The following is a 17820-nucleotide window of genomic DNA, read 5'->3' as shown; positions in this document are numbered from 1 at the left end:
GACGCGCGCGACGTCAGGTCCGACTCTGCCGCCCACGGACTCGGGGAGTGTGACGAGCTCCCCGGGGATGTGGGCGGCCTCCCGTGGGCCGGTGGCGAGAGCATCATCGGCGGCAGGCTGGACGGCAGGTGATCCTTTCGGTGGGCTTCACCCGAAAGTGATCACCCGCCCTGCTCTCCGGCCGCCGGATCCGACAGCATCTTCGTCATCCCCGGCAGGAAGCGGATGCACAGCGTCTCTGATTGGCTTGGCGAGCCTGAGCGTTGCTCAGCCTTGGGAGCCAATCGCCTTCGTGCCCTGGTACTGAACGACAGGAGCCGCCAGCCCGCGTGGCACGTCCCTCCGGACGCTGGTCGACCGGGCCGCAAGACCCGACCGAGGAGGGTGCCCGACGTCGCCTGGGCGCCGGGCGTGCGCGTCACACTCTGCCACAGGTTCACTACGCTTCGCTAATCCAACTGGTGAGCCTGTGCAGCTCGGGGACAGGGCCCGCAGCACCGGAATCCGGCCAGGGCGACGCCCCGCGCGCCGGCCCCTGCCGGGGTGCCCGACGCCGATTCACACGGCCCCGGCTTCTGCACGGCCGGGTGCCTCGTGCATGATGTCCGGCCTCATCATCTTTTCGTGTTTTCGCGGTTCTTCCGCGTAGGCCCCAGGAGAAGTCCCCTTGAGCGAGCAGCCGCAGCAGCCGCAGCAGCCGGGTCCTTACGGATCGAATCCCTACGGGCAGGGCCCCGGCGGGTACGGGTATCCCCAGCAGCCGCCCGGGCCGTACGGGTACGCCGCCGGTCCCGTCCCGCCGGGGACGTACACCGGTGACCCGAACGCCCCTTACGGCTACGACCCCTTCGGCCGCCCGTACTCCGACAAGTCGAAGATCGTGGCGGGTGTACTGCAACTCGCCCTCGGCACCCTCGGCGTCGGGCGCTTCTACATCGGCAACGTCGGCATGGGCCTGGCCCAGCTCTTCACCTGCGGCGGCCTCGGCATCTGGGCCCTGATCGACGGCATCATCCTGCTGACGAGCGACAGCCAGACCGACGCCCAGGGCCGGGTCCTGCGTGGCTGAGGCCTTGCCGCGCCCGAGGTCCCTGCTCGGGCATCCGGCGGCGGCACCCCTCGCGGTGCTCGCCGCCGGGGCGGCCGGCGCCGGGTACCTCTACGTCACCGATCCGCACCAGCCCGGCCATCTCCTGCCCCAGTGCCCGTTCCGGCTCGTCACCGGCCTGCTCTGCCCCGCCTGCGGCGGCACCCGCATGGTGTACGACCTGATGCACGGTCACTTCGCCGCGGCCTGGATGGACAACCGGGCCCTGCTGCTCGCCTCGCCCTACGCGCTGGCGCTGTTGGGGCGCTGGATGGTGGAAGGCCTGCGGGGACGCCGCTGGCAGCCGCGGTTGAGCCGCCGGGGACAGGCCCTTGTGCTGGTGACCGCCGTGGTGTGGACCGTGGTGCGCAACGTCGTCTGAGCCGTGCACCGGCCGGGCGGCCACGCCGGCTGATGCGACGTGACCAGGCCTGATTTGCAGGGAAGTTGACCGGAATTTGATCACGGAATGGGAACGATCGTTCGATCCCACTCCCGTCCGTCCCATCCGCCTCCCTAAGCTCGCGGGTCGCAGGGGGGATGGCTGTGCGTGACTTCGTCGTGGGATCCCTCCTGGGCTCATCCAGTCCGGAGCATGTCCGTTTCGGTTCGTGACTCCATACGGCACATCCAGGAGCAACATCCATGACCGTCCCCACCCCTGAGGCCCCCTACGGCGTCGACCCGCTCGGCCGCCCGTACTCCGACAAGTCCAAGATCGTCGCGGGTATCCTGCAGATCTTCCTGGGCGGCTTCGGTGTCGGCCGCTTCTACGTCGGCAGCACCGGCGTGGCGATCGCCCAGCTCTTCACCTGCGGTGGCTTCGGCATCTGGGCGCTGATCGACGGAATCCTGTTCCTCACCAGCAACGACCGCACCGACAAGCAGGGGCGTGTGCTGCGCGGCTGAGCGCGGCTGGACACGGTTCACGATGCGAGGGCCTGCTCCCCGGGGGCGGGCCCTCGAACCGTGTCCGGGCCCGTTGCGGTGGTGGCTCGTACTGCCGTCCGGTGTGACGGTCATACTGAGAGGCCTCAGGACGTGTGACGTGTGATGCCCGTGGGAGCGGGTTCATGGGGGAGGCGGCTTCGTGCGGCGGCGGCTGACGGTCGGTCTCGTCCCGTGCGGGCTCTCCGTCACCTGCGTCTGGGGACTCGTACGCGCCGGCAGTTTCACAGGACGCAGTGACTGGCGGCGCCTGCTTCCGGTGACCGCCGACGACCTGACGGCCACGGTGCTGGCCCTCATCGCGTGCGGGGCACTACTCGCCCTGCTGCTGCAGCCGGGCACCGGAGGCGACCGCGGCGACATGGTAGTAGGCGGTGCCGATCGGGCTGTGCGGAGAGGGGGCTACTTGAGTTTCTCGCGGACCTGTTCTTCCCAGAGGAGGGCTTCGCGCTCGTCCTCGCAGTTGACGATGAGTGCGGTCGGAACGTCCTTCAGCCGGCAGGTCGACGGATAGTGCGGAACCTCTTCGGGGTATCGCTTCAAAAACGTACGGAGTTCCTCTGCTTCGCCGCTGAGGGCGCGCAACAGGTTTTGTCTGTCCTTGTCCGCGCTGTTGTATCCCGTGCCGCAGGAGCCGAGCGACAGGCATATCGAGGCGGCGGAACCACCCCGGGCAGGACGGTGTCGTAGAGCATCAGCTTTGCCTCCCAGCCGTGTCTTTGAAGATCAGGAACCAGATCCACACGCCTTCCGCGACGGTCGCGGCGAAGACCATGACGCTGGCGATCCACCGCCAGACGAACTGCTTTCCGCCGTCGGGCGGTGCCAGGGCGAAGCCGACACCCACCCCGAGCAGCAGAACGCCGACGTTGAAGCAGTAAGCCGAGTACCGGGCGTATTTCCGATTTCGATCACGGGCCATCTCACGCATGTGCACGAACTCCCGTGTGCGCTCCCTCTCGCCCAGGTCCTCCCACGCCGAGAAGTGGCCCAGATGCTCATGGAGGTCCTTGACCGTGAAGACGAACTGCCGTGCGTAGTAGTTGATCTGTATGGCCGCGACCAGGACCAGGGAGCTGGCCACGAGCATCAGCAGAGTCAGCCCCGGCACGCGGAACGCCTTGTCGGCTCCAGCGACCACACCGGCCAACGAGAGGGATCCGGCGGTGAACAGCGGCGCCGCGATGAAGAAGGCGTCCTTCACCGCGGCTTCGTATCCGTACGGTCGCGGGCGGTCCCTTTCGCTGGGTCTGTCCGCCACGGTGCCCCCCTCTGGCGTACGGCCTCGTCCCACGTCGCAGTGTGACCGCGGAAGGAACGGATCGACAGGAGCGAGAACCCGCCAAAACGCCCGAGGGCCCTGTTTCCGGAGTGACGGAAACAGGGCCCTGAAGCCGGATCGAGGAGATCAGAAGCGGCGCGTGATCAGCGCTCGCTTCACCTCCTGGATGGCCTTCGTCACCTCGATGCCGCGCGGGCAGGCGTCCGTGCAGTTGAACGTCGTGCGGCAGCGCCACACGCCGTCCTTGTCGTTCAGGACCTCCAGGCGCTGCTCGCCGGCGTCGTCACGCGAGTCGAAGATGAAGCGGTGCGCGTTGACGATGGCCGCCGGGCCGAAGTACTGGCCGTCGTTCCAGAACACCGGGCACGAGGACGTGCAGGCGGCGCACAGGATGCACTTCGTCGTGTCGTCGAAGCGCGCGCGGTCCTCCGGGGACTGCAGACGCTCACGGGTCGGCTCGTTCTTGTCCTTCGAGATCAGGAAGGGCATGACGTCCCGGTACGCCTGGAAGAACGGGTCCATGTCCACGACCAGGTCCTTGAGGACCGTGAGGCCCTTGATGGGCTCGACCGTGATGGGCTTCTCGGGGTTGATGTCCTTGATCAGCGTCTTGCAGGCCAGACGGTTCTTGCCGTTGATCCGCATGGCGTCGGAGCCGCAGATGCCGTGGGCGCAGGAGCGGCGGAACGTCAGCGTGCCGTCCAGATCCCACTTGATCTTGTGCAGACCGTCGAGGACGCGCTCCTTGGGGTCGATCTTCAGCTGGAAGTCTTCCCAGGTCGCCTCCGCCGAGACCTCCGGGTTGAAACGGCGGATCCGGAAGGTGACGGTGATGTACGGAGAGGCCGCGGACTCCGCCTCGACCTTGTCCAGAACAGGGGTAGCCATCAGTACTTACGCTCCATCGGCTGGTAGCGGGTCTGGACGACCGGCTTGTAGTCGAGACGGATGGACTCGGTGCCGTCGGCGCCCACCTCGCGGTACGCCATGGTGTGGCGCATGAAGTTGACGTCGTCGCGGTTCGGGTAGTCCTCGCGGTAGTGACCGCCGCGGGACTCCTTGCGGGCCAGGGCCGACACCGCCATGACCTCGGCCAGGTCCAGCAGGTTGCCCAGCTCGATGGCCTCCAGCAGGTCCGTGTTGAACCGCCTGCCCTTGTCCTGGATCGCCACGTTCTTGTAGCGCTCCCTGAGCTCGGCGATCTTCTCGACGGCCGTCTTGATCGTCTGCTCGGTGCGGAACACCATGACGTTGGCGTCCATGGTCTCCTGCAGCTCGCGGCGCAGCTCCGCCACGCGCTCGGTGCCCGTGGACGCGCGCAGCCGCTCGATCTGGTCGATCACGAGCTGCGCGGGGCTCTCCGGCAGTTCCACGTACTCCGCCGCCTCCGCGTACTCGGCGGCGGCGATGCCCGCACGACGCCCGAAGACGTTGATGTCCAGGAGCGAGTTCGTGCCGAGGCGGTTGGCGCCGTGGACGGACACGCAGGCGACCTCGCCGGCCGCGTACAGGCCCGGGACCACCGTGGTGTTGTCCGCGAGGACCTCGCCCTCGACGTTCGTCGGGATGCCGCCCATCGCGTAGTGCGCGGTCGGCTGGATCGGGATCGGGTCCGTGTAGGGCTCGATGCCGAGGTAGGTACGGGCGAACTCGGTGATGTCGGGCAGCTTGGCGTCGAGCTGCTCCGGCGGGAGGTGGGTGAGGTCCAGGTAGACGTGGTCGCCCTCGGGACCGCAGCCCCGGCCCTCGCGGATCTCCGTGTAGATGGAGCGGGAGACGACGTCACGCGACGCCAGGTCCTTCATGACGGGCGCGTACTTCTCCATGAAGCGCTCGCCGTCCTTGTTGCGGAGGATGCCGCCCTCACCGCGCGCACCCTCGGTGAGGAGGATGCCCATGCGCCAGATGCCGGTCGGGTGGAACTGGAAGAACTCCATGTCCTCCAGCGGCAGACCACGGCGGTACACCGCAGCCTGGCCGTCACCGGTCAGCGTGTGCGCGTTCGACGTCACCTTGAAGAACTTGCCGGTGCCGCCGGAGGCGTAGATCACGGCCTTCGCCTGGAAGATGTGGATCTCGCCGGTGGCCAGCTCGTAGGCCACCACACCGGCCGACGTCTTGACGCCGTCGACCTCGGTCATCAGCTGGTCCAGGACGTAGAACTCGTTGAAGAACTCCACGCCCTCCTTGACGCAGTTCTGGTACAGCGTCTGGAGGATCATGTGGCCGGTGCGGTCGGCCGCGTAGCAGGAGCGGCGGACCGGGGCCTCGCCGTGGTTGCGGGAGTGACCGCCGAAGCGGCGCTGGTCGATCCGTCCCTGGGGCGTCCGGTTGAACGGCAGGCCCATCTTCTCCAGGTCGAGGACCGCGTCGATGGCCTCCTTCGCCAGGATCTCGGCGGCGTCCTGGTCGACCAGGTAGTCACCGCCCTTGACCGTGTCGAAGGTGTGCCACTCCCAGTTGTCCTCCTCCACGTTGGCCAGCGCGGCGGCCATGCCGCCCTGCGCGGCGCCCGTGTGGGAGCGGGTCGGGTAGAGCTTCGTCAGCACGGCGGTGCGGCTGCGCTTCGTGGCCTCGATGGCGGCGCGCATGCCCGCGCCGCCGGCGCCGACGATGACGGTGTCGTACTTGTGGATCTTCATGATTCTCGCAGCCCCGTGCCTAGCGGATGTTCGGGTCGAAGGTGAAGATCACCAGCGTGCCCAGCAGGATGGTCCACACCGTGGCGGTGTAGAGCAGCGCCTTCAGCCACAGACGCGTGCTCGCCTGCTCGGCGTAGTCGTTGATGACCGTACGCAGGCCGTTGGCGCCGTGCAGCATGGCGAGCCACAGCATGGCCAGGTCCCAGACCTGCCACCACGGGGAGGCCCAGCGGCCGGCCACGAAGGCGAAGCCGACCTTGGAGACGCCGCCGTCGAGGACGAGCTGGATCAGCAGGTGGCCGAGGACCAGGACGACCAGGACGATGCCGGACAGGCGCATGAACAGCCAGCCGTACATCTCGAAGTTGCCGCGGGTCGACTTCGGGGTCTTCAGCGTCCGCTTGCGCGGCGCCTCGATGAGCGGCGCCGGGTTGTCGACGTCGTACAGCGTGGCGCCCTCGACGGGGCCGATGCCGGAGGGGGTGGTTTCAGTCGTGGACATGCGCGTCAGCTCCCGAACACTTCACGAGCGGCGTGGCCGAGGACCGGGTAGATGGCCCCGAGCATCAGCACGACCCAGATGCCGACGACGGTCCACAGCATCTGCTTCTGGTAGCGGGGGCCCTGCGACCAGAAGTCGACGGCGATGACACGCAGGCCGTTCAGCGCGTGGAAGAGGATGGCGGCGACGAGGCCGTACTCCAGCACGGCGACGATCGGCGTCTTGTACGTGGCCACGACTTTGTCGTAGGCCTCGGGGGAGACACGGACGAGAGCGGTGTCCAGCACGTGTACGAACAGGAAGAAGAAAATGAGGACGCCGGTGACTCGGTGAGCCACCCAGGACCACATTCCTTCCCGGCCGCGGTACAGCGTTCCAGCCGGCACGGAAGAACCCTCCGGGAGCGGGGACTAGGGCCGCGCCGGCTTCTGTGTCGGTCGGGCCCAGCCGGGTACGGTCCACCGGCCCCCAGCATCGTAGCGACGTGTTGTCGGAACGCTCACGGCGGCCCTGCCGATGTGATCGAACCGGCGATCAAACGAGCACGGACGGGCTATCGGGTGTGCTCGACCACGGGCCGCTCACGGGAGTCCTGGACCAGACGTGCGAGTCGTCCTCGCGCCAGTCGTCGCAGCTCCTCCGCCGCGAGCGGACGCTCTTCTTCCGGATCGTTCGTCAACCGTGACCGGATGGCGGCCAGCACCTGGTCGGCCGCCTCCCCGGGCGTCACGTCGTCCAGGCAGATGACGAACGTGTGTCCGAATTTGCTTTCGTAGGCCGCGTGCGCCGCGCTCAGTGCGGTACGGGCGGCGGAGTACGCACCGGCCGGCAGTAGGGTGAGCGACTCGCTCGCCAGGGCCTCGGCGATGTCCGCGGACGTGAGGTCGTAGGCCGCCTCGTCGGCCGCGGCGAGCAGGGAGTCCAGGTCGGGGTAGGGACGGTGGTCGGCGACGCGGTCGGCCCAGCGCAGGCTACGGCAGCAGCTGAGCAGGGCACGCCGGACGTCCTCGGCGGGCGCGGAGTTGAACCGCGCAAGACCCGTGGGGGCCTTGCTGCGGCGTTGCGCCGGGAGGGCGGTGGAGCCGGGGAGGTGCGGGGGACGGTGCGAAGGCAGCGTGGGTCCTCGGCGAGTGGCGGGCGCGGCGTCGGGCGGACGCCACATGCGGGTCGGCAGGGGAGTGTGCGGGAAACCGGCGCCACGTTATCCGCGGCGGTCGGGTGCCCGTCCAGGCGCTGCCCGGAAATCACCCGGATGGGAGAGTCCCGGTGCGTCCAGTGGACAGGTGGGGCGGGCGGGGGTCGTAGGTTCGGAAGGGGACAGGCGCGTGGAGGTGGACGACGTGCGGTGGAAAGCCGGACCGATACGGACGTGCGGGGTGCGTCAGGCGCCGCACCGGCGCATGCGCACGACGGGGCCTGATACGGGTGTGGAGCGAGGTGTGCTGCGGTGACCGGCCGGAGACGACGGGTTCCTGTGAAGGAGACGCACCGAAAGCGCAACGGGTTGCTTGTGGGCGGCGGAATCGTCGTGGCGGGCGCCGTCGCCGCGGCCGTGGCGTTCTGGCCCTCCGGCGGCGGCCCGTCCGTCAGCCCGCCGGGCGGCGCCAGGACTCCGGCACCGACGGCCACCTATCCGCTGTCCCAGGCGCCTGCCACGATCCCCGCTGTCCGCGAGCACACCCCCGCCCACGGTCCGGGCTGGCGGCCCGCCTCCGGCGCACGCGTGGTGATCGACAACGCGCCGCTCGCCGACGAGGGGCAGCTGCTGGCCGGTGAGCTCGGCATGACGTACGCGGGGCAGACCGGGGCCCGCGACGGCGACGTGGAGCTGGGCCTGAGCGGGAGCGGTGACCAGGAGTCGTACACGCTGACCGTCCAGAACCGGCGGGTGCGGATCACCGGTCCGGGCGAGGCCGGCGTCTTCTACGGCACCCGCACCCTCAAGCAGGAGGTGCACGGCGGCGGGACGGCCCCCGAGGGCGTCGTCAAGGACGCGCCCGCCAAGCCGCGCCGCGGGTTCATGATCGACATCGCCCGCAAGTTCTACACGGCGAGCTGGATCGAGGACCGCATCCGGGAACTGGGCGATCTGAAGTACAACGAGCTCGGCCTGCACTTCTCCGACGACCAGGGCTTCCGTATCGAGTCCTCCTCGCATCCGGAGATCGTGTCCCGGGAGCACCTGACCAAGGCCGAGGTCAAGACGATCGTGGACCTCGCCGCGAGCCGGCACATCGCCATCGTTCCCGAGATCGACTCGCCCGGACATCTGGGCGCGGTCATCGACGCGCACCCCGACCTGCAGCTGCGCAGCGTCTACGGCACCGCGCCGCGCGGCACACTCGACATCTCCAAGCCGGAGTCCGCGAAGATCGTGGACGACCTCCTCAACGAGTTCGCCGGGGTGTTCCCGGGCGCGTACTGGCATCTGGGCGGTGACGAGTACCAGGCGCTGACGGTGGCGAATCCGGCCGCGTCCTACCCTCAGCTCGCCGCCGCGGCGAGGGCGAAGTACGGGCCGAACGCGGGCATCACCGACCTCGCGACCGGTTGGCTGAACGACCGCGCGAACGTGATGCGCGGGCACGGCCGGACGATGCGTGCCTGGAACGACGGCTTCTACCGGACCGCCTCGGTGCAGCCCGCCAAGGATCTCGAGGCCGCGTACTGGACCGGCAAGGAGATCGGCGCCCGGCAGCCCGACGGCTACCTGGCCGGGGGCCGCAAGGTGATCAACTACAACGACGAGTACCTCTACTACGTGCTCGGCCAGCCGCAGACCTTCGTCTACCCGACAGGCCGGCGGATCTACGAGCAGTGGAACCCGCGCGTGCTGCGGGGCAGTACGGCGGTGTCCCCCACGTACGACGGGCAGATCCTCGGCGGGGTGTTCGCGGTGTGGAGCGACCGCGCCTACGCGCAGACCCAGGACCAGGTGGCGGCGGGGATCCATATGCCGCTGCGGGCGACCATCCAGAAGCTCTGGGACCCGAGGACGCCGGCGCTGTCCTGGACACAGTTCCAGGAACTGGCGAACCGCCTCGGCTGAGACCACCGCCGCGGAGCCGCAGTTGGCCGAAAACCTCTTCCTCGAACTCCCGGACGACTGGGCGTGGTGCCCCGGTGACACTCCCGGTAGGTTGCACGCAGTAAGGGGAAGTGCGGGATCCGTAGACGTGAAACGCCCCCACGCGGCGTTCCGAGGAGGCGTGATGAGCCTGGTTGACCTGATCGAACAGGCCGACGAGCGAGCACTCGCGGCGAGCGGTCTGGCTTGTTTGGATCGCTGTGTCCCGCTGCTCGGAGGCGACGACGAGGTCCTGCGCCCGCTCTGGGCGAGCCTCGTCGAGGGCCATGACTGGGAGGAGCGGCTCGACAAGGCGCGCGCCGGACTCGGGATCGAGGAGGAGACCGGGGACGAGGCGGACTGCGCCTCGGAGGCCGAGGCCGCGCAGCTCGCCCGCGGCATGCTGGCGGCGGTCCCCGGGGAGGTGTCCGTGGACGCCCTGCGTCAGTGGGCCGACGCCTGCTCGGTCGCCGCGCTGCGGATACACCGGCTGCTGGACCCCGCCGCCGACGACGGCGAGTTCTCGGTGGCGGCCTGCCGAGAGGGCCGCACGGACGGGGTGCCGCCGCTGGTCGCCGCCGAACTGCGGCGCCAGGTCGCCGTACTGGAGCTGGTCACCGGCCACGGGGCGGGCGGACTGCGCCAGGCCCTGGACGTGTCGACCGAGGGGCGCCGGGTGCTGCGGGCCGTGGTGTCCCGGCGCGCACGAGGCCGCTCGTAACCCCGGGAAACGCTGCCCCACCTGGGTCAACCCCTCTCGGTGCAAGGATCCTGTGTCCGTCCTGTGGTTCGTTGCGGCGGTCCTGCACCGGTGTCGGGGACCCCCTCCGGACGGCGTGACACCCGGAGGCCGGGCCACGCTCTCCTGGTTGTGAACGCAACTGAGCTGACCAGGCCTCACGCCGCGAACAAGCCCGTGCGCTGGGCCGCCGACGTCGTCACGACCATGCGCGAGGGTGCCCGGCTGCGGCTCGACTACTCCGCGCAGAGCCTGTGGCGGGTGGACCGGACGATCGAGGACATACGCCGGCAGCGCGCGCCGTACGCCGCCGTGGAGACGGTGCTGCGCGGATTCGGCGCGTACGCGGGCGAAGTGGTGATCCGGCTGACCGGCGGCGAGTGGTGGACGGCCGGCAGCGACCACTGGGTGCGCACGCCCGACGGCCGCCTCTGGGACCCCGTCGACGAGGCCCGCCGCTGCTACCACGGCGACGGTTCGCTGCGACTGCTGTGCCGGGACGCCACGGGCACGGCCGGGTCCTGACGGGCGCCGGACGGCGCGGCGCGCCAGGCTTCTTGACGGGCAGTGACCTTTCCGTGGACGCCGACGCTGATGACCTTGGGCGTGGGCACGAGCGGTGTGCCGTACGCGTGGGGATGCGGGACCACTCGCCACGAACGAGGACAGCGTTGGGCCAGGCAGGGGAACCCCGCCGCGCACAGCAGCGCGACGGAGAGCTGGGGACGGCCGTCGTACGGGCCCAGCAGGGGGACGAGAGCGCCTTCGCGGTCGCCTACCGGATCGTGCAACCGGGGCTGCTTCGGATATCTGCGCGGGCTCGTCGGCGACGACGCGGAGGACGTGGCGTCCGACGCCTGGCTGGAGATCGCCCGCGACCTGCGGCGGTTCCGGGGCGACGGCGCCGGCTTCCGCGGCTGGACCGCGACCGTCGCCCGGCACCGCGCACTCGGCCATCTGCGCCGCCGGCGCGTCCGCCCCAGTGCCACGGCGCCCGACAACGATGTACCCGAGCCGGTCGGCCGCCACGACACCCACGATCAGGCCCTGGAGTCCCTGTCCGCCGAGCGCACCGTGGAGCTCGTTTCGCGGTTGCCGCGCGACCAGGCCGAGGCCGTGCTGCTGCGCGTGGTCGTCGGCCTCGACGCGCCCGCGGCCGCCCGTGTTCTCGGCAAGCGCACCGGAGCGGCCCGCACCGCCGCCCACCGGGGTCTGAAGCGTCTCGCCCGCGAACTCGGCGCGCCCCGACGTGACGCGAGAGCGGAGGACTGCCCCGCAACACCGGGGGAGTCGAACGAGCGCGGGCAGGCCGTCAAGTCGGCCGGGATGTAGGCGAAGCCGACACCGGGTGGGCCGCGAAGCCGTCCGGGAACTCCGTATCCGCCAACGGTAAGTAAGAAGGACACGCGGTAAGAAGGCGGAGAGAAAGCGCGCACTGTCCGTGTCGGTTCTTCCGGGGCGGGGGATCCCCCCAACCGGGGTCCGCGGAACGGCCGATGGCAACGGCCGGGGCCGCCACCCCCCACAGGAGAGGCCCCGGCCGTCGCGCGGCACGGGCCGCGCGGCGGCCCGTACTCACTACAGCGCCGTGGATGCGTTTTCTGTCACACCTCACCGCGTCACGAGTTGGTTGCACGTTGTACTGTCGTGGACGTAGCGCGGTTTCAGGCCGTAACGTGCCTTTCGCGCCGACCGCGGACGATCAGCAATACGGGTGATACAACCGCCGCAGACCACGAGCGGGCCACAGACCGCAGGCCACGATGAGAATCACGACGGCGAGATCCGGCACGCCACAGCAGTGTCGGCTCAAGCGCACAGAGGGGCAGTTCGGGTTGCTGGGGGACGACGCGGAGCTGACGGCCGCGGTGCTTGCGGCACAAGACGGGGACGAGACCGCGTTCCGGACTGTGTACCGAGCGGTGCACCCGAGGCTGCTCGGATATGTGCGGACGCTGGTCGGCGACCCGGACGCGGAGGACGTCACCTCCGAAGCATGGCTGCAGATCGCCCGTGACCTCGAGCGGTTCAGCGGTGACGCCGACCGGTTCCGCGGCTGGGCGGCCCGGATAGCCCGCAACCGCGCACTCGACCACATACGCATGCGCGGACGCCGGCCCGCGATCGGCGGCGACGAGACCGAACTGAGCGGGAAGGCCGCCGAGTCGGACACGGCTGGCGAGGCGATCGAGTCCCTGGCCACGGGACGCACCCTCTCCCTGATCGCCCAGCTCCCGCAGGACCAGGCGGAGGCCGTCGTGCTGCGCGTCGTCGTGGGCCTCGACGCCAAGACCGCCGCCGACACGCTCGGCAAGCGGCCCGGGGCCGTGCGCACGGCGGCGCATCGTGGCCTCAAACGGCTCGCGGAGCTGATCGATGCGGGCGCGGAGACCGATCCGGAATCCGCCGGCGTGCTCGGCGCCCTGCCTTCCCAGCGAGACATGCACAGGCGCACGGTGTCGTCCGCCGGTGTGACGCATACGCGTTCGCGGACGCAGAAGGACATGTGATGGCCGACGAGCAGTACAAGTGGCTGGACGGTGACGCGGCTGAGCGTCTGCTCCGTGGAGAGCCGCTGGACGCCGTCGACGACGACACCCGCGCACACGCCGACAGGCTCGCGGAGGCCCTTGCCGCACTCGCCGCGACACCCCTGTCGACCGGCGCCGAACTCCCGGGCGAGGCCGAGGCGCTGGCCGCCTTCCGGACCGCGCGCACGGCCCGCGACGGCGAGCGGACGGCGCCCGACCGGCCCGTGCACCGGCAGCCCGCGGCCCACCCCCTGGACGCCGGGCTGGTCCGCCTCGGCCGTCCGGCCACCGGTGGCCGTAAGGTCCGCTGGGGGCGACCGGTGCGGTTCGGTCTCGCCGCGGCGGTGGCCGCGGCAATGATCGGCGGCGTCGCGGTGGCGGCCGGAACCGGAATTCTGCCGACGCCCTTCGGTGATGAACCGGGCCCCGCCGCGTCCGTGTCGGCCTCCGTGAACTCCCAGCAGCCGCTGCTCACGCCGACGCCCAGCGGCTCGGAGACCGGCGGCTCCCCTTCGGTGACGCCCGGCGGTACGAGCGGCGCGCCCACGCAGGGCGACTCCTCGCACGACGAGGCGAACGCCGGGTCCCTCCCGAGCCACCGGACGGGCCCCACCGACAACCGCACCGACGGCCGCAACGAGGAATGGTGGACGAGGGTGCGCTCCTCCTGCCGTGACCTGGTCAACGGCAGGGAGCTCGGCACCCGGCGACTGCGCGGCCTGGAGGACGCGGCCGGCGGCAGCGGCCGGGTGAAGGAGTTCTGCACGGGCGTCCTGGGCCGGGGCGAGGACCGTACGCACCACGGCGGCGAGGACTCCGGCACGGACGGCAACGGCAGCAGCGGCAAGGACGGCGGCGACGGCGACCAGGGCGGCACCGCAGGCGACGGCGAGGGCCACATATGGCCGGGCGGTAACAGCCTCGTCGCCCCGCCGACGGCCAAGTCCGGCGCCCCGGCCTCCGTCCTCCCGGACAAGACGGCGTCCCCGAGCCCGACGTACAGCGCGCTGAGCCCGTCCGACGGGCAGTGACCCACCGGTAGCCGAGCCGTCGCTTGCCTGTCCGGCCGGGGTGGCCGCCCATCGGCCGCTTTGCCCCGCCCGCTCCTCCGACGGCCGCCTCTCCGGCCCGCCCACCGGCCCGTACCCGTCGCGTTACTCCCGGCCGCCGACCCGTCGGCCCCCCGTCCGACGCACCCACCCGCCGCCGGACCAAGACCGCCGATCCATCGACCGCAGGGTTCGCCGGCACCCGCAGCGAAACGGACCTGATCCCTCCCGCAGCCGTCTGACCTGCGGATTCGTAGAGCTTTCAATTTTCTTCGGGGAGGGTGTGACACTTTCGGCCCCTGTGGCGCAGTACTGAGTGAGCCGACTGGTCATCGGCCGTAGCACAGAGCCGGGGTCCCCCCCGTACCCACGGCTCGGTGCACCCCGGCGCGGGCGGGACACGTTCCCCCGGTCCCGCCCGCGCCCCGCACAGCCCACGCCACTCTTCTCACCAGTAGACGACGACCTTGTCGCCGTTCCGCACCCGGGAGAACAGCGCAGAGATCGCGGCCTCGTCCCGTACGTTCACGCATCCGTGGGAACCTCCGGCGTATCCGCGCGCCGCGAAGTCGTACGAGTAGTGCACTGCCTGGCCACCGCTGAAGAACATCGCGTACGGCATGGGGGAGTGGTAGAGCGTGGACACGTGGTAGCGCGACTTCCAGTAGATGTGGAACACGCCCTCCCGGGTGGGCGTGTATTGGGCGCCGAACCGGACCGACATCGTCGAGACCGTCCGCCCGTCGATCATCCAGCGCAGGGTCCGGCTGGTCTTGCTGATGCACAGCACCCGGCCCGTCATGCAGCGCGGGTCCGGGGCGGCGGCCGGCTGGCCGCCCATCAGGTACAGCTCCCACTTGCCGGGCTCGTGCGTCATCCCCAGCAGCCGTCGCCAGGTGACGGAGTCGACCCGGCCCGTCCGGGGCAGTCCGCGTTTGCCCTGGAACCCCTTGACGGCGTCCTCGGTCAGATCGTCGTACGTTCCCGTCGGGCCGTCGAACAGCCAGTCGACCTGGCGGAGCCGGGCCTGCAGCTCGCGCACCCCGGGGCCGGAGTCGTCACGCTCCCACAGGACGGCCCCGGAGGGGGCCTTCGGGGCGGGCGTCGTGCCCGGCGTGCCGCTTCGGGACGGCGCCCGGGAGATCTCGATGTGTACGGGTGAACGGTGCTTGCCGTCCGTCCCGTTCGCGTCCACAGGCTGCACCGTGCAGCCCGCGACCGCGGCCAGTACGGTGGCCACGGCGGCTGCCGCGGCCTGCGATCTGCCCATGTTCTTGGTGCGCATCCGGGCCCCTGTCGTCTCACCGGCCCTCGTGGTCCGGTCGTGTCCCCTCAGATGCTCCCCATGCGTGACCGCCGGCGAACTACGCTGCATGGTTGTGAGCAAGGTCCCAGCGGGCGGCACTCCACCGGGCGCACGGCCGCCGCTACAGTCCGTCGCGAGGGTCGTCTGTACTGGCGAGTAACCGAGCCAGGCCACCAAGCCGAGTAACAGAGCAACGCGGAGGCACACACCATGGCGCGCGAGTCGGAGTCCGGACTGCCCATCGAGCCGGTGTACGGGCCGGCAGCCCTTGAGGGCTGGGACCCGGCCGGGAAGCTGGGCGAGCCCGGGGCGTACCCGTTCACCCGTGGCGTGTACCCGTCGATGTACACGGGCCGTCCCTGGACGATGCGTCAGTACGCCGGTTTCGGCACGGCGACGGAGTCCAACGCGCGCTACAAGCAGCTGATCGCGAACGGCACGATGGGCCTTTCGGTCGCCTTCGACCTGCCCACCCAGATGGGCCACGACTCCGACGCTCCGATCGCGCACGGCGAGGTCGGCAAGGTGGGCGTCGCGATCGACTCGGTCGACGACATGCGGGTGCTGTTCGGCGGGATCCCGCTGGACAAGGTGTCCACGTCCATGACGATCAACGCACCGGCCGCACTGCTGCTGCTCCTGTACCAGCTCGTCGCGGAGGAGCAGGGCGTCTCCGCCGACAAGCTGACGGGCACCATCCAGAACGACGTGCTCAAGGAGTACATCGCGCGCGGGACGTACATCTTCCCGCCCAAGCCGTCGCTGCGCCTCATCGCGGATATCTTCAAGTACTGCAAGGCCGAGATCCCGAAGTGGAACACGATCTCGATCTCCGGCTACCACATGGCCGAGGCGGGCGCCTCTCCCTCGCAAGAGATCGCGTTCACGCTGGCGGACGGCATCGAGTACGTCCGCACCGCGGTCGCCGCGGGCATGGATGTGGACGACTTCGCACCGCGGCTGTCCTTCTTCTTCGTGGCGCGCACGACGATCCTGGAAGAGGTCGCCAAGTTCCGCGCGGCCCGCCGGATCTGGGCGCGCGTCATGAAGGAGGAGTTCGGGGCCAAGAACCCGAAGTCGATGATGCTGCGCTTCCACACCCAGACGGCGGGTGTCCAGCTGACGGCGCAGCAGCCCGAGGTGAACCTGGTCCGGGTCGCCGTCCAGGGCCTGGCCGCGGTCCTCGGCGGTACCCAGTCGCTGCACACCAACTCCTTCGACGAGGCCATCGCGCTGCCGACGGACAAGAGCGCGCGCCTGGCCCTGCGCACCCAGCAGGTGCTCGCCTACGAGACGGACGTCACGGCGACGGTCGACCCCTTCGCGGGCAGCTACGTGATCGAGAAGATGACCGACGAGGTCGAGGCGGCGACGCTGGAGCTGATGCAGAAGGTCGAGGACCTCGGCGGCGCGGTGTCGGCGATCGAGCACGGCTTCCAGAAGAACGAGATCGAGCGCAACGCCTACCGCATCGCGCAGGAGACGGACGCCGCTGAGCGGGTCGTCGTCGGCGTCAACCGGTTCCAGCTGGACGAGGAGGAGCCGTACGAGCCGCTGCGGGTCGATCCGGCCATCGAGGCCCAGCAGGCGGAGCGCCTCGCCAAGCTGCGCGCCGAGCGCGACCAGTCGGCGGTGGACTTGGCACTGGAGGCCCTGAAGAAGGCCGCCCAGGGGGAGGACAACGTGCTGTACCCGATGAAGGACGCCCTCAAGGCCCGCGCCACGGTGGGCGAGGTGTGCAACGCGCTGCGCGAGGTGTGGGGGACGTACGTGCCCTCGGACGTCTTCTGACCTGGGCAACCTCGTGCCTCTCTACACCGACCCGGTCGACGGCAACCACCCTGGCCCCGCTTAGCTTCAAGCGGGGTCAGGGTGTGGCCGTGCCGGAGAGTGTCGGCGTTCGTGTCGAACTCGCCGTCGACACCCTCCTCGACGGCGACGGCTGACCGTCTCGCCCCCCGAAACCCGGACCGGAGTGTCGTATCCCCGTGCGACACTCCTTTCCATGTTCGGTGTCATCGATCTCCCCACCTATTTGGCAGGACTCGTCCTGATCGTGCTCCTGCCCGGTCCCAACTCCCTGTACGTCCTGTCCGTTGCCGCCCGGCGCGGGGTGCGGGCGGGGTACACCGCGGCGGCCGGTGTCTGGTGCGGGGACACCGTGCTGATGACACTGTCCGCGGCCGGCGTCGCCTCCCTGCTCCAGGCGAACGCGGTGCTGTTCGGCATCGTGAAGTACGCGGGCGCCGGCTATCTGACGTGGCTCGCGATCGGGATGCTGCGGGCCGCCTGGGGAATGTGGCGGACGCGGCGGGAGAAGACCGTGGAGCACGTCCCGGCCCCCGCCGGCCCCGCCGGGGAGCGGCCCTACCGCCGCGCGCTGGTCGTCAGCCTGTTCAACCCCAAGGCGATCCTGTTCTTCGTCGCCTTCTTCGTGCAGTTCGTCGACCCCGGGTACGCCTACCCGGCGCTGTCCTTCGTCGTGCTCGGCGTCTTCGCGCAGCTCGCCAGCGTGCTCTACCTCAGCGCGCTGATATTCAGCGGCACCCGGCTGGCCGAGGCCTTCCGCCGCCGCAAGCGGCTGTCGGCAGGGGCCACCTCGGCCGCGGGCGCGCTGTTCCTGGGGTTCGCCGTCAAGCTGTCCCTCGCCAGCGCCTGACGGTCGCC

General features: G+C 70.1%; 18 protein-coding genes and 1 pseudogene. 11 read left to right on the top strand and 8 right to left on the bottom strand.

Going from position 1 to position 17820, the window contains the following annotated elements:
* Positions 1–667: 667 nt before the first annotated feature.
* From ACWDA7_RS08820 to ACWDA7_RS08810, 3 genes are all read left to right on the top strand, one after another.
* A complete protein-coding gene (locus ACWDA7_RS08820; protein WP_450603442.1) occupies positions 668–1069 on the top strand; it encodes a TM2 domain-containing protein in 402 nt (133 codons plus the stop codon).
* Positions 1062–1469 (top strand): DUF2752 domain-containing protein, encoded by a 408-nt coding sequence (locus tag ACWDA7_RS08815; protein ID WP_450603441.1) that lies wholly within the window; start codon positions 1062–1064, stop codon positions 1467–1469. Before ACWDA7_RS08820 ends, ACWDA7_RS08815 begins: the two co-directional genes overlap by 8 nt.
* A gap of 263 nt (positions 1470–1732) precedes the next feature.
* Positions 1733–1996 carry a TM2 domain-containing protein gene (locus ACWDA7_RS08810; RefSeq protein ID WP_359393847.1) on the top strand — a complete coding sequence of 88 codons (264 nt, stop codon included), beginning with the start codon at positions 1733–1735 and terminating at the stop codon, positions 1994–1996.
* A gap of 441 nt (positions 1997–2437) precedes the next feature.
* Here the strand turns inward: ACWDA7_RS08810 and ACWDA7_RS08805 are convergent, their stop codons facing one another.
* The 7 genes from ACWDA7_RS08805 to ACWDA7_RS08775 all read right to left on the bottom strand — a co-directional run bounded on the left by ACWDA7_RS08805 (position 2438) and on the right by ACWDA7_RS08775 (position 7623).
* On the bottom strand, positions 2438–2578 hold the full coding sequence (locus ACWDA7_RS08805; RefSeq protein WP_450603440.1) for a hypothetical protein: 141 nt from the start codon (positions 2576–2578) through the stop codon (positions 2438–2440).
* 151 nt (positions 2579–2729) lie between these two features.
* Entirely contained in the window at positions 2730–3296 is a 567-nt protein-coding gene (locus tag ACWDA7_RS08800; protein WP_450603439.1) for a hypothetical protein, read from the bottom strand.
* Positions 3297–3443: 147 nt separating this feature from the next.
* Positions 3444–4205, bottom strand: coding sequence for a succinate dehydrogenase iron-sulfur subunit (locus tag ACWDA7_RS08795; RefSeq protein WP_450603438.1), 762 nt, complete (start codon positions 4203–4205; stop codon positions 3444–3446).
* Entirely contained in the window at positions 4205–5959 is a 1755-nt protein-coding gene (gene sdhA, locus ACWDA7_RS08790) for a succinate dehydrogenase flavoprotein subunit (RefSeq protein ID WP_450603437.1), read from the bottom strand. Before sdhA ends, ACWDA7_RS08795 begins: the two co-directional genes overlap by 1 nt.
* A 19-nt stretch (positions 5960–5978) precedes the next feature.
* The gene (locus ACWDA7_RS08785) at positions 5979–6461 is read right to left on the bottom strand and encodes a succinate dehydrogenase hydrophobic membrane anchor subunit (protein ID WP_359393837.1); all 483 of its coding nucleotides are present in this window, start codon (positions 6459–6461) and stop codon (positions 5979–5981) included.
* A 5-nt stretch (positions 6462–6466) separates the two neighbouring features.
* Entirely contained in the window at positions 6467–6847 is a 381-nt protein-coding gene (gene sdhC, locus ACWDA7_RS08780) for a succinate dehydrogenase, cytochrome b556 subunit (protein WP_359393834.1), read from the bottom strand.
* A 167-nt stretch (positions 6848–7014) separates the two neighbouring features.
* A complete protein-coding gene (locus tag ACWDA7_RS08775) occupies positions 7015–7623 on the bottom strand; it encodes a 2-oxo-4-hydroxy-4-carboxy-5-ureidoimidazoline decarboxylase (protein WP_450603436.1) in 609 nt (202 codons plus the stop codon).
* Between the two features lie 312 nt (positions 7624–7935).
* Between ACWDA7_RS08775 and ACWDA7_RS08770 the strand changes: the two genes are divergently transcribed.
* From ACWDA7_RS08770 to ACWDA7_RS08745, 6 genes and pseudogenes are all read left to right on the top strand, one after another.
* Positions 7936–9510, top strand: coding sequence for a beta-N-acetylhexosaminidase (locus ACWDA7_RS08770; protein WP_450603435.1), 1575 nt, complete (start codon positions 7936–7938; stop codon positions 9508–9510).
* A 163-nt stretch (positions 9511–9673) separates the two neighbouring features.
* A complete protein-coding gene (locus tag ACWDA7_RS08765) occupies positions 9674–10249 on the top strand; it encodes a hypothetical protein (protein ID WP_450603434.1) in 576 nt (191 codons plus the stop codon).
* Positions 10250–10474: 225 nt separating this feature from the next.
* Positions 10475–10792: a hypothetical protein gene (locus tag ACWDA7_RS08760; RefSeq protein WP_450603466.1), complete on the top strand. Its 318-nt coding sequence runs from the start codon at positions 10475–10477 to the stop codon at positions 10790–10792.
* 146 nt (positions 10793–10938) lie between these two features.
* A pseudogene (locus ACWDA7_RS08755) lies at positions 10939–11599 on the top strand (RNA polymerase sigma factor).
* A gap of 503 nt (positions 11600–12102) precedes the next feature.
* Positions 12103–12777: an RNA polymerase sigma factor gene (locus ACWDA7_RS08750; protein WP_450603465.1), complete on the top strand. Its 675-nt coding sequence runs from the start codon at positions 12103–12105 to the stop codon at positions 12775–12777.
* On the top strand, positions 12777–13829 hold the full coding sequence (locus ACWDA7_RS08745) for a hypothetical protein (protein ID WP_450603433.1): 1053 nt from the start codon (positions 12777–12779) through the stop codon (positions 13827–13829). Before ACWDA7_RS08750 ends, ACWDA7_RS08745 begins: the two co-directional genes overlap by 1 nt.
* Positions 13830–14295: 466 nt before the next feature.
* Here the strand turns inward: ACWDA7_RS08745 and ACWDA7_RS08740 are convergent, their stop codons facing one another.
* Positions 14296–15132 (bottom strand): L,D-transpeptidase family protein, encoded by an 837-nt coding sequence (locus tag ACWDA7_RS08740; protein ID WP_450603432.1) that lies wholly within the window; start codon positions 15130–15132, stop codon positions 14296–14298.
* Positions 15133–15363: 231 nt separating this feature from the next.
* Between ACWDA7_RS08740 and ACWDA7_RS08735 the strand changes: the two genes are divergently transcribed.
* Positions 15364–16944 (top strand): acyl-CoA mutase large subunit family protein, encoded by a 1581-nt coding sequence (locus tag ACWDA7_RS08735; protein ID WP_359393822.1) that lies wholly within the window; start codon positions 15364–15366, stop codon positions 16942–16944.
* A gap of 214 nt (positions 16945–17158) precedes the next feature.
* Positions 17159–17812 (top strand): leucine efflux protein LeuE, encoded by a 654-nt coding sequence (gene leuE / locus ACWDA7_RS08730; protein ID WP_450603431.1) that lies wholly within the window; start codon positions 17159–17161, stop codon positions 17810–17812.
* Positions 17813–17820 lie beyond the last annotated feature (8 nt).

This window comes from Streptomyces sp. NPDC001156, from assembly GCF_053598275.1.
This window is presented reverse-complemented; position numbering and strand designations above follow the sequence as displayed.

Excerpts from the sequence above, each read along its gene's own strand:
- ACWDA7_RS08795 (WP_450603438.1), bottom strand. The coding sequence starts at position 4,205 with ATGGCTACCCCTGTTCTGGACAAGGTCGAGGCGGAGTCCGCGGCCTCT.
- ACWDA7_RS08760 (WP_450603466.1), top strand. The coding sequence starts at position 10,475 with ATGCGCGAGGGTGCCCGGCTGCGGCTCGACTACTCCGCGCAGAGCCTG.
- ACWDA7_RS08745 (WP_450603433.1), top strand. The coding sequence starts at position 12,777 with ATGGCCGACGAGCAGTACAAGTGGCTGGACGGTGACGCGGCTGAGCGT.
- sdhA (WP_450603437.1), bottom strand. The coding sequence starts at position 5,959 with ATGAAGATCCACAAGTACGACACCGTCATCGTCGGCGCCGGCGGCGCG.
- ACWDA7_RS08785 (WP_359393837.1), bottom strand. The coding sequence starts at position 6,461 with ATGTCCACGACTGAAACCACCCCCTCCGGCATCGGCCCCGTCGAGGGC.
- ACWDA7_RS08775 (WP_450603436.1), bottom strand. The coding sequence starts at position 7,623 with ATGTGGCGTCCGCCCGACGCCGCGCCCGCCACTCGCCGAGGACCCACG.
- ACWDA7_RS08810 (WP_359393847.1), top strand. The coding sequence starts at position 1,733 with ATGACCGTCCCCACCCCTGAGGCCCCCTACGGCGTCGACCCGCTCGGC.
- leuE (WP_450603431.1), top strand. The coding sequence starts at position 17,159 with ATGTTCGGTGTCATCGATCTCCCCACCTATTTGGCAGGACTCGTCCTG.
- ACWDA7_RS08765 (WP_450603434.1), top strand. The coding sequence starts at position 9,674 with ATGAGCCTGGTTGACCTGATCGAACAGGCCGACGAGCGAGCACTCGCG.
- ACWDA7_RS08740 (WP_450603432.1), bottom strand. The coding sequence starts at position 15,132 with ATGCGCACCAAGAACATGGGCAGATCGCAGGCCGCGGCAGCCGCCGTG.
- ACWDA7_RS08735 (WP_359393822.1), top strand. The coding sequence starts at position 15,364 with ATGGCGCGCGAGTCGGAGTCCGGACTGCCCATCGAGCCGGTGTACGGG.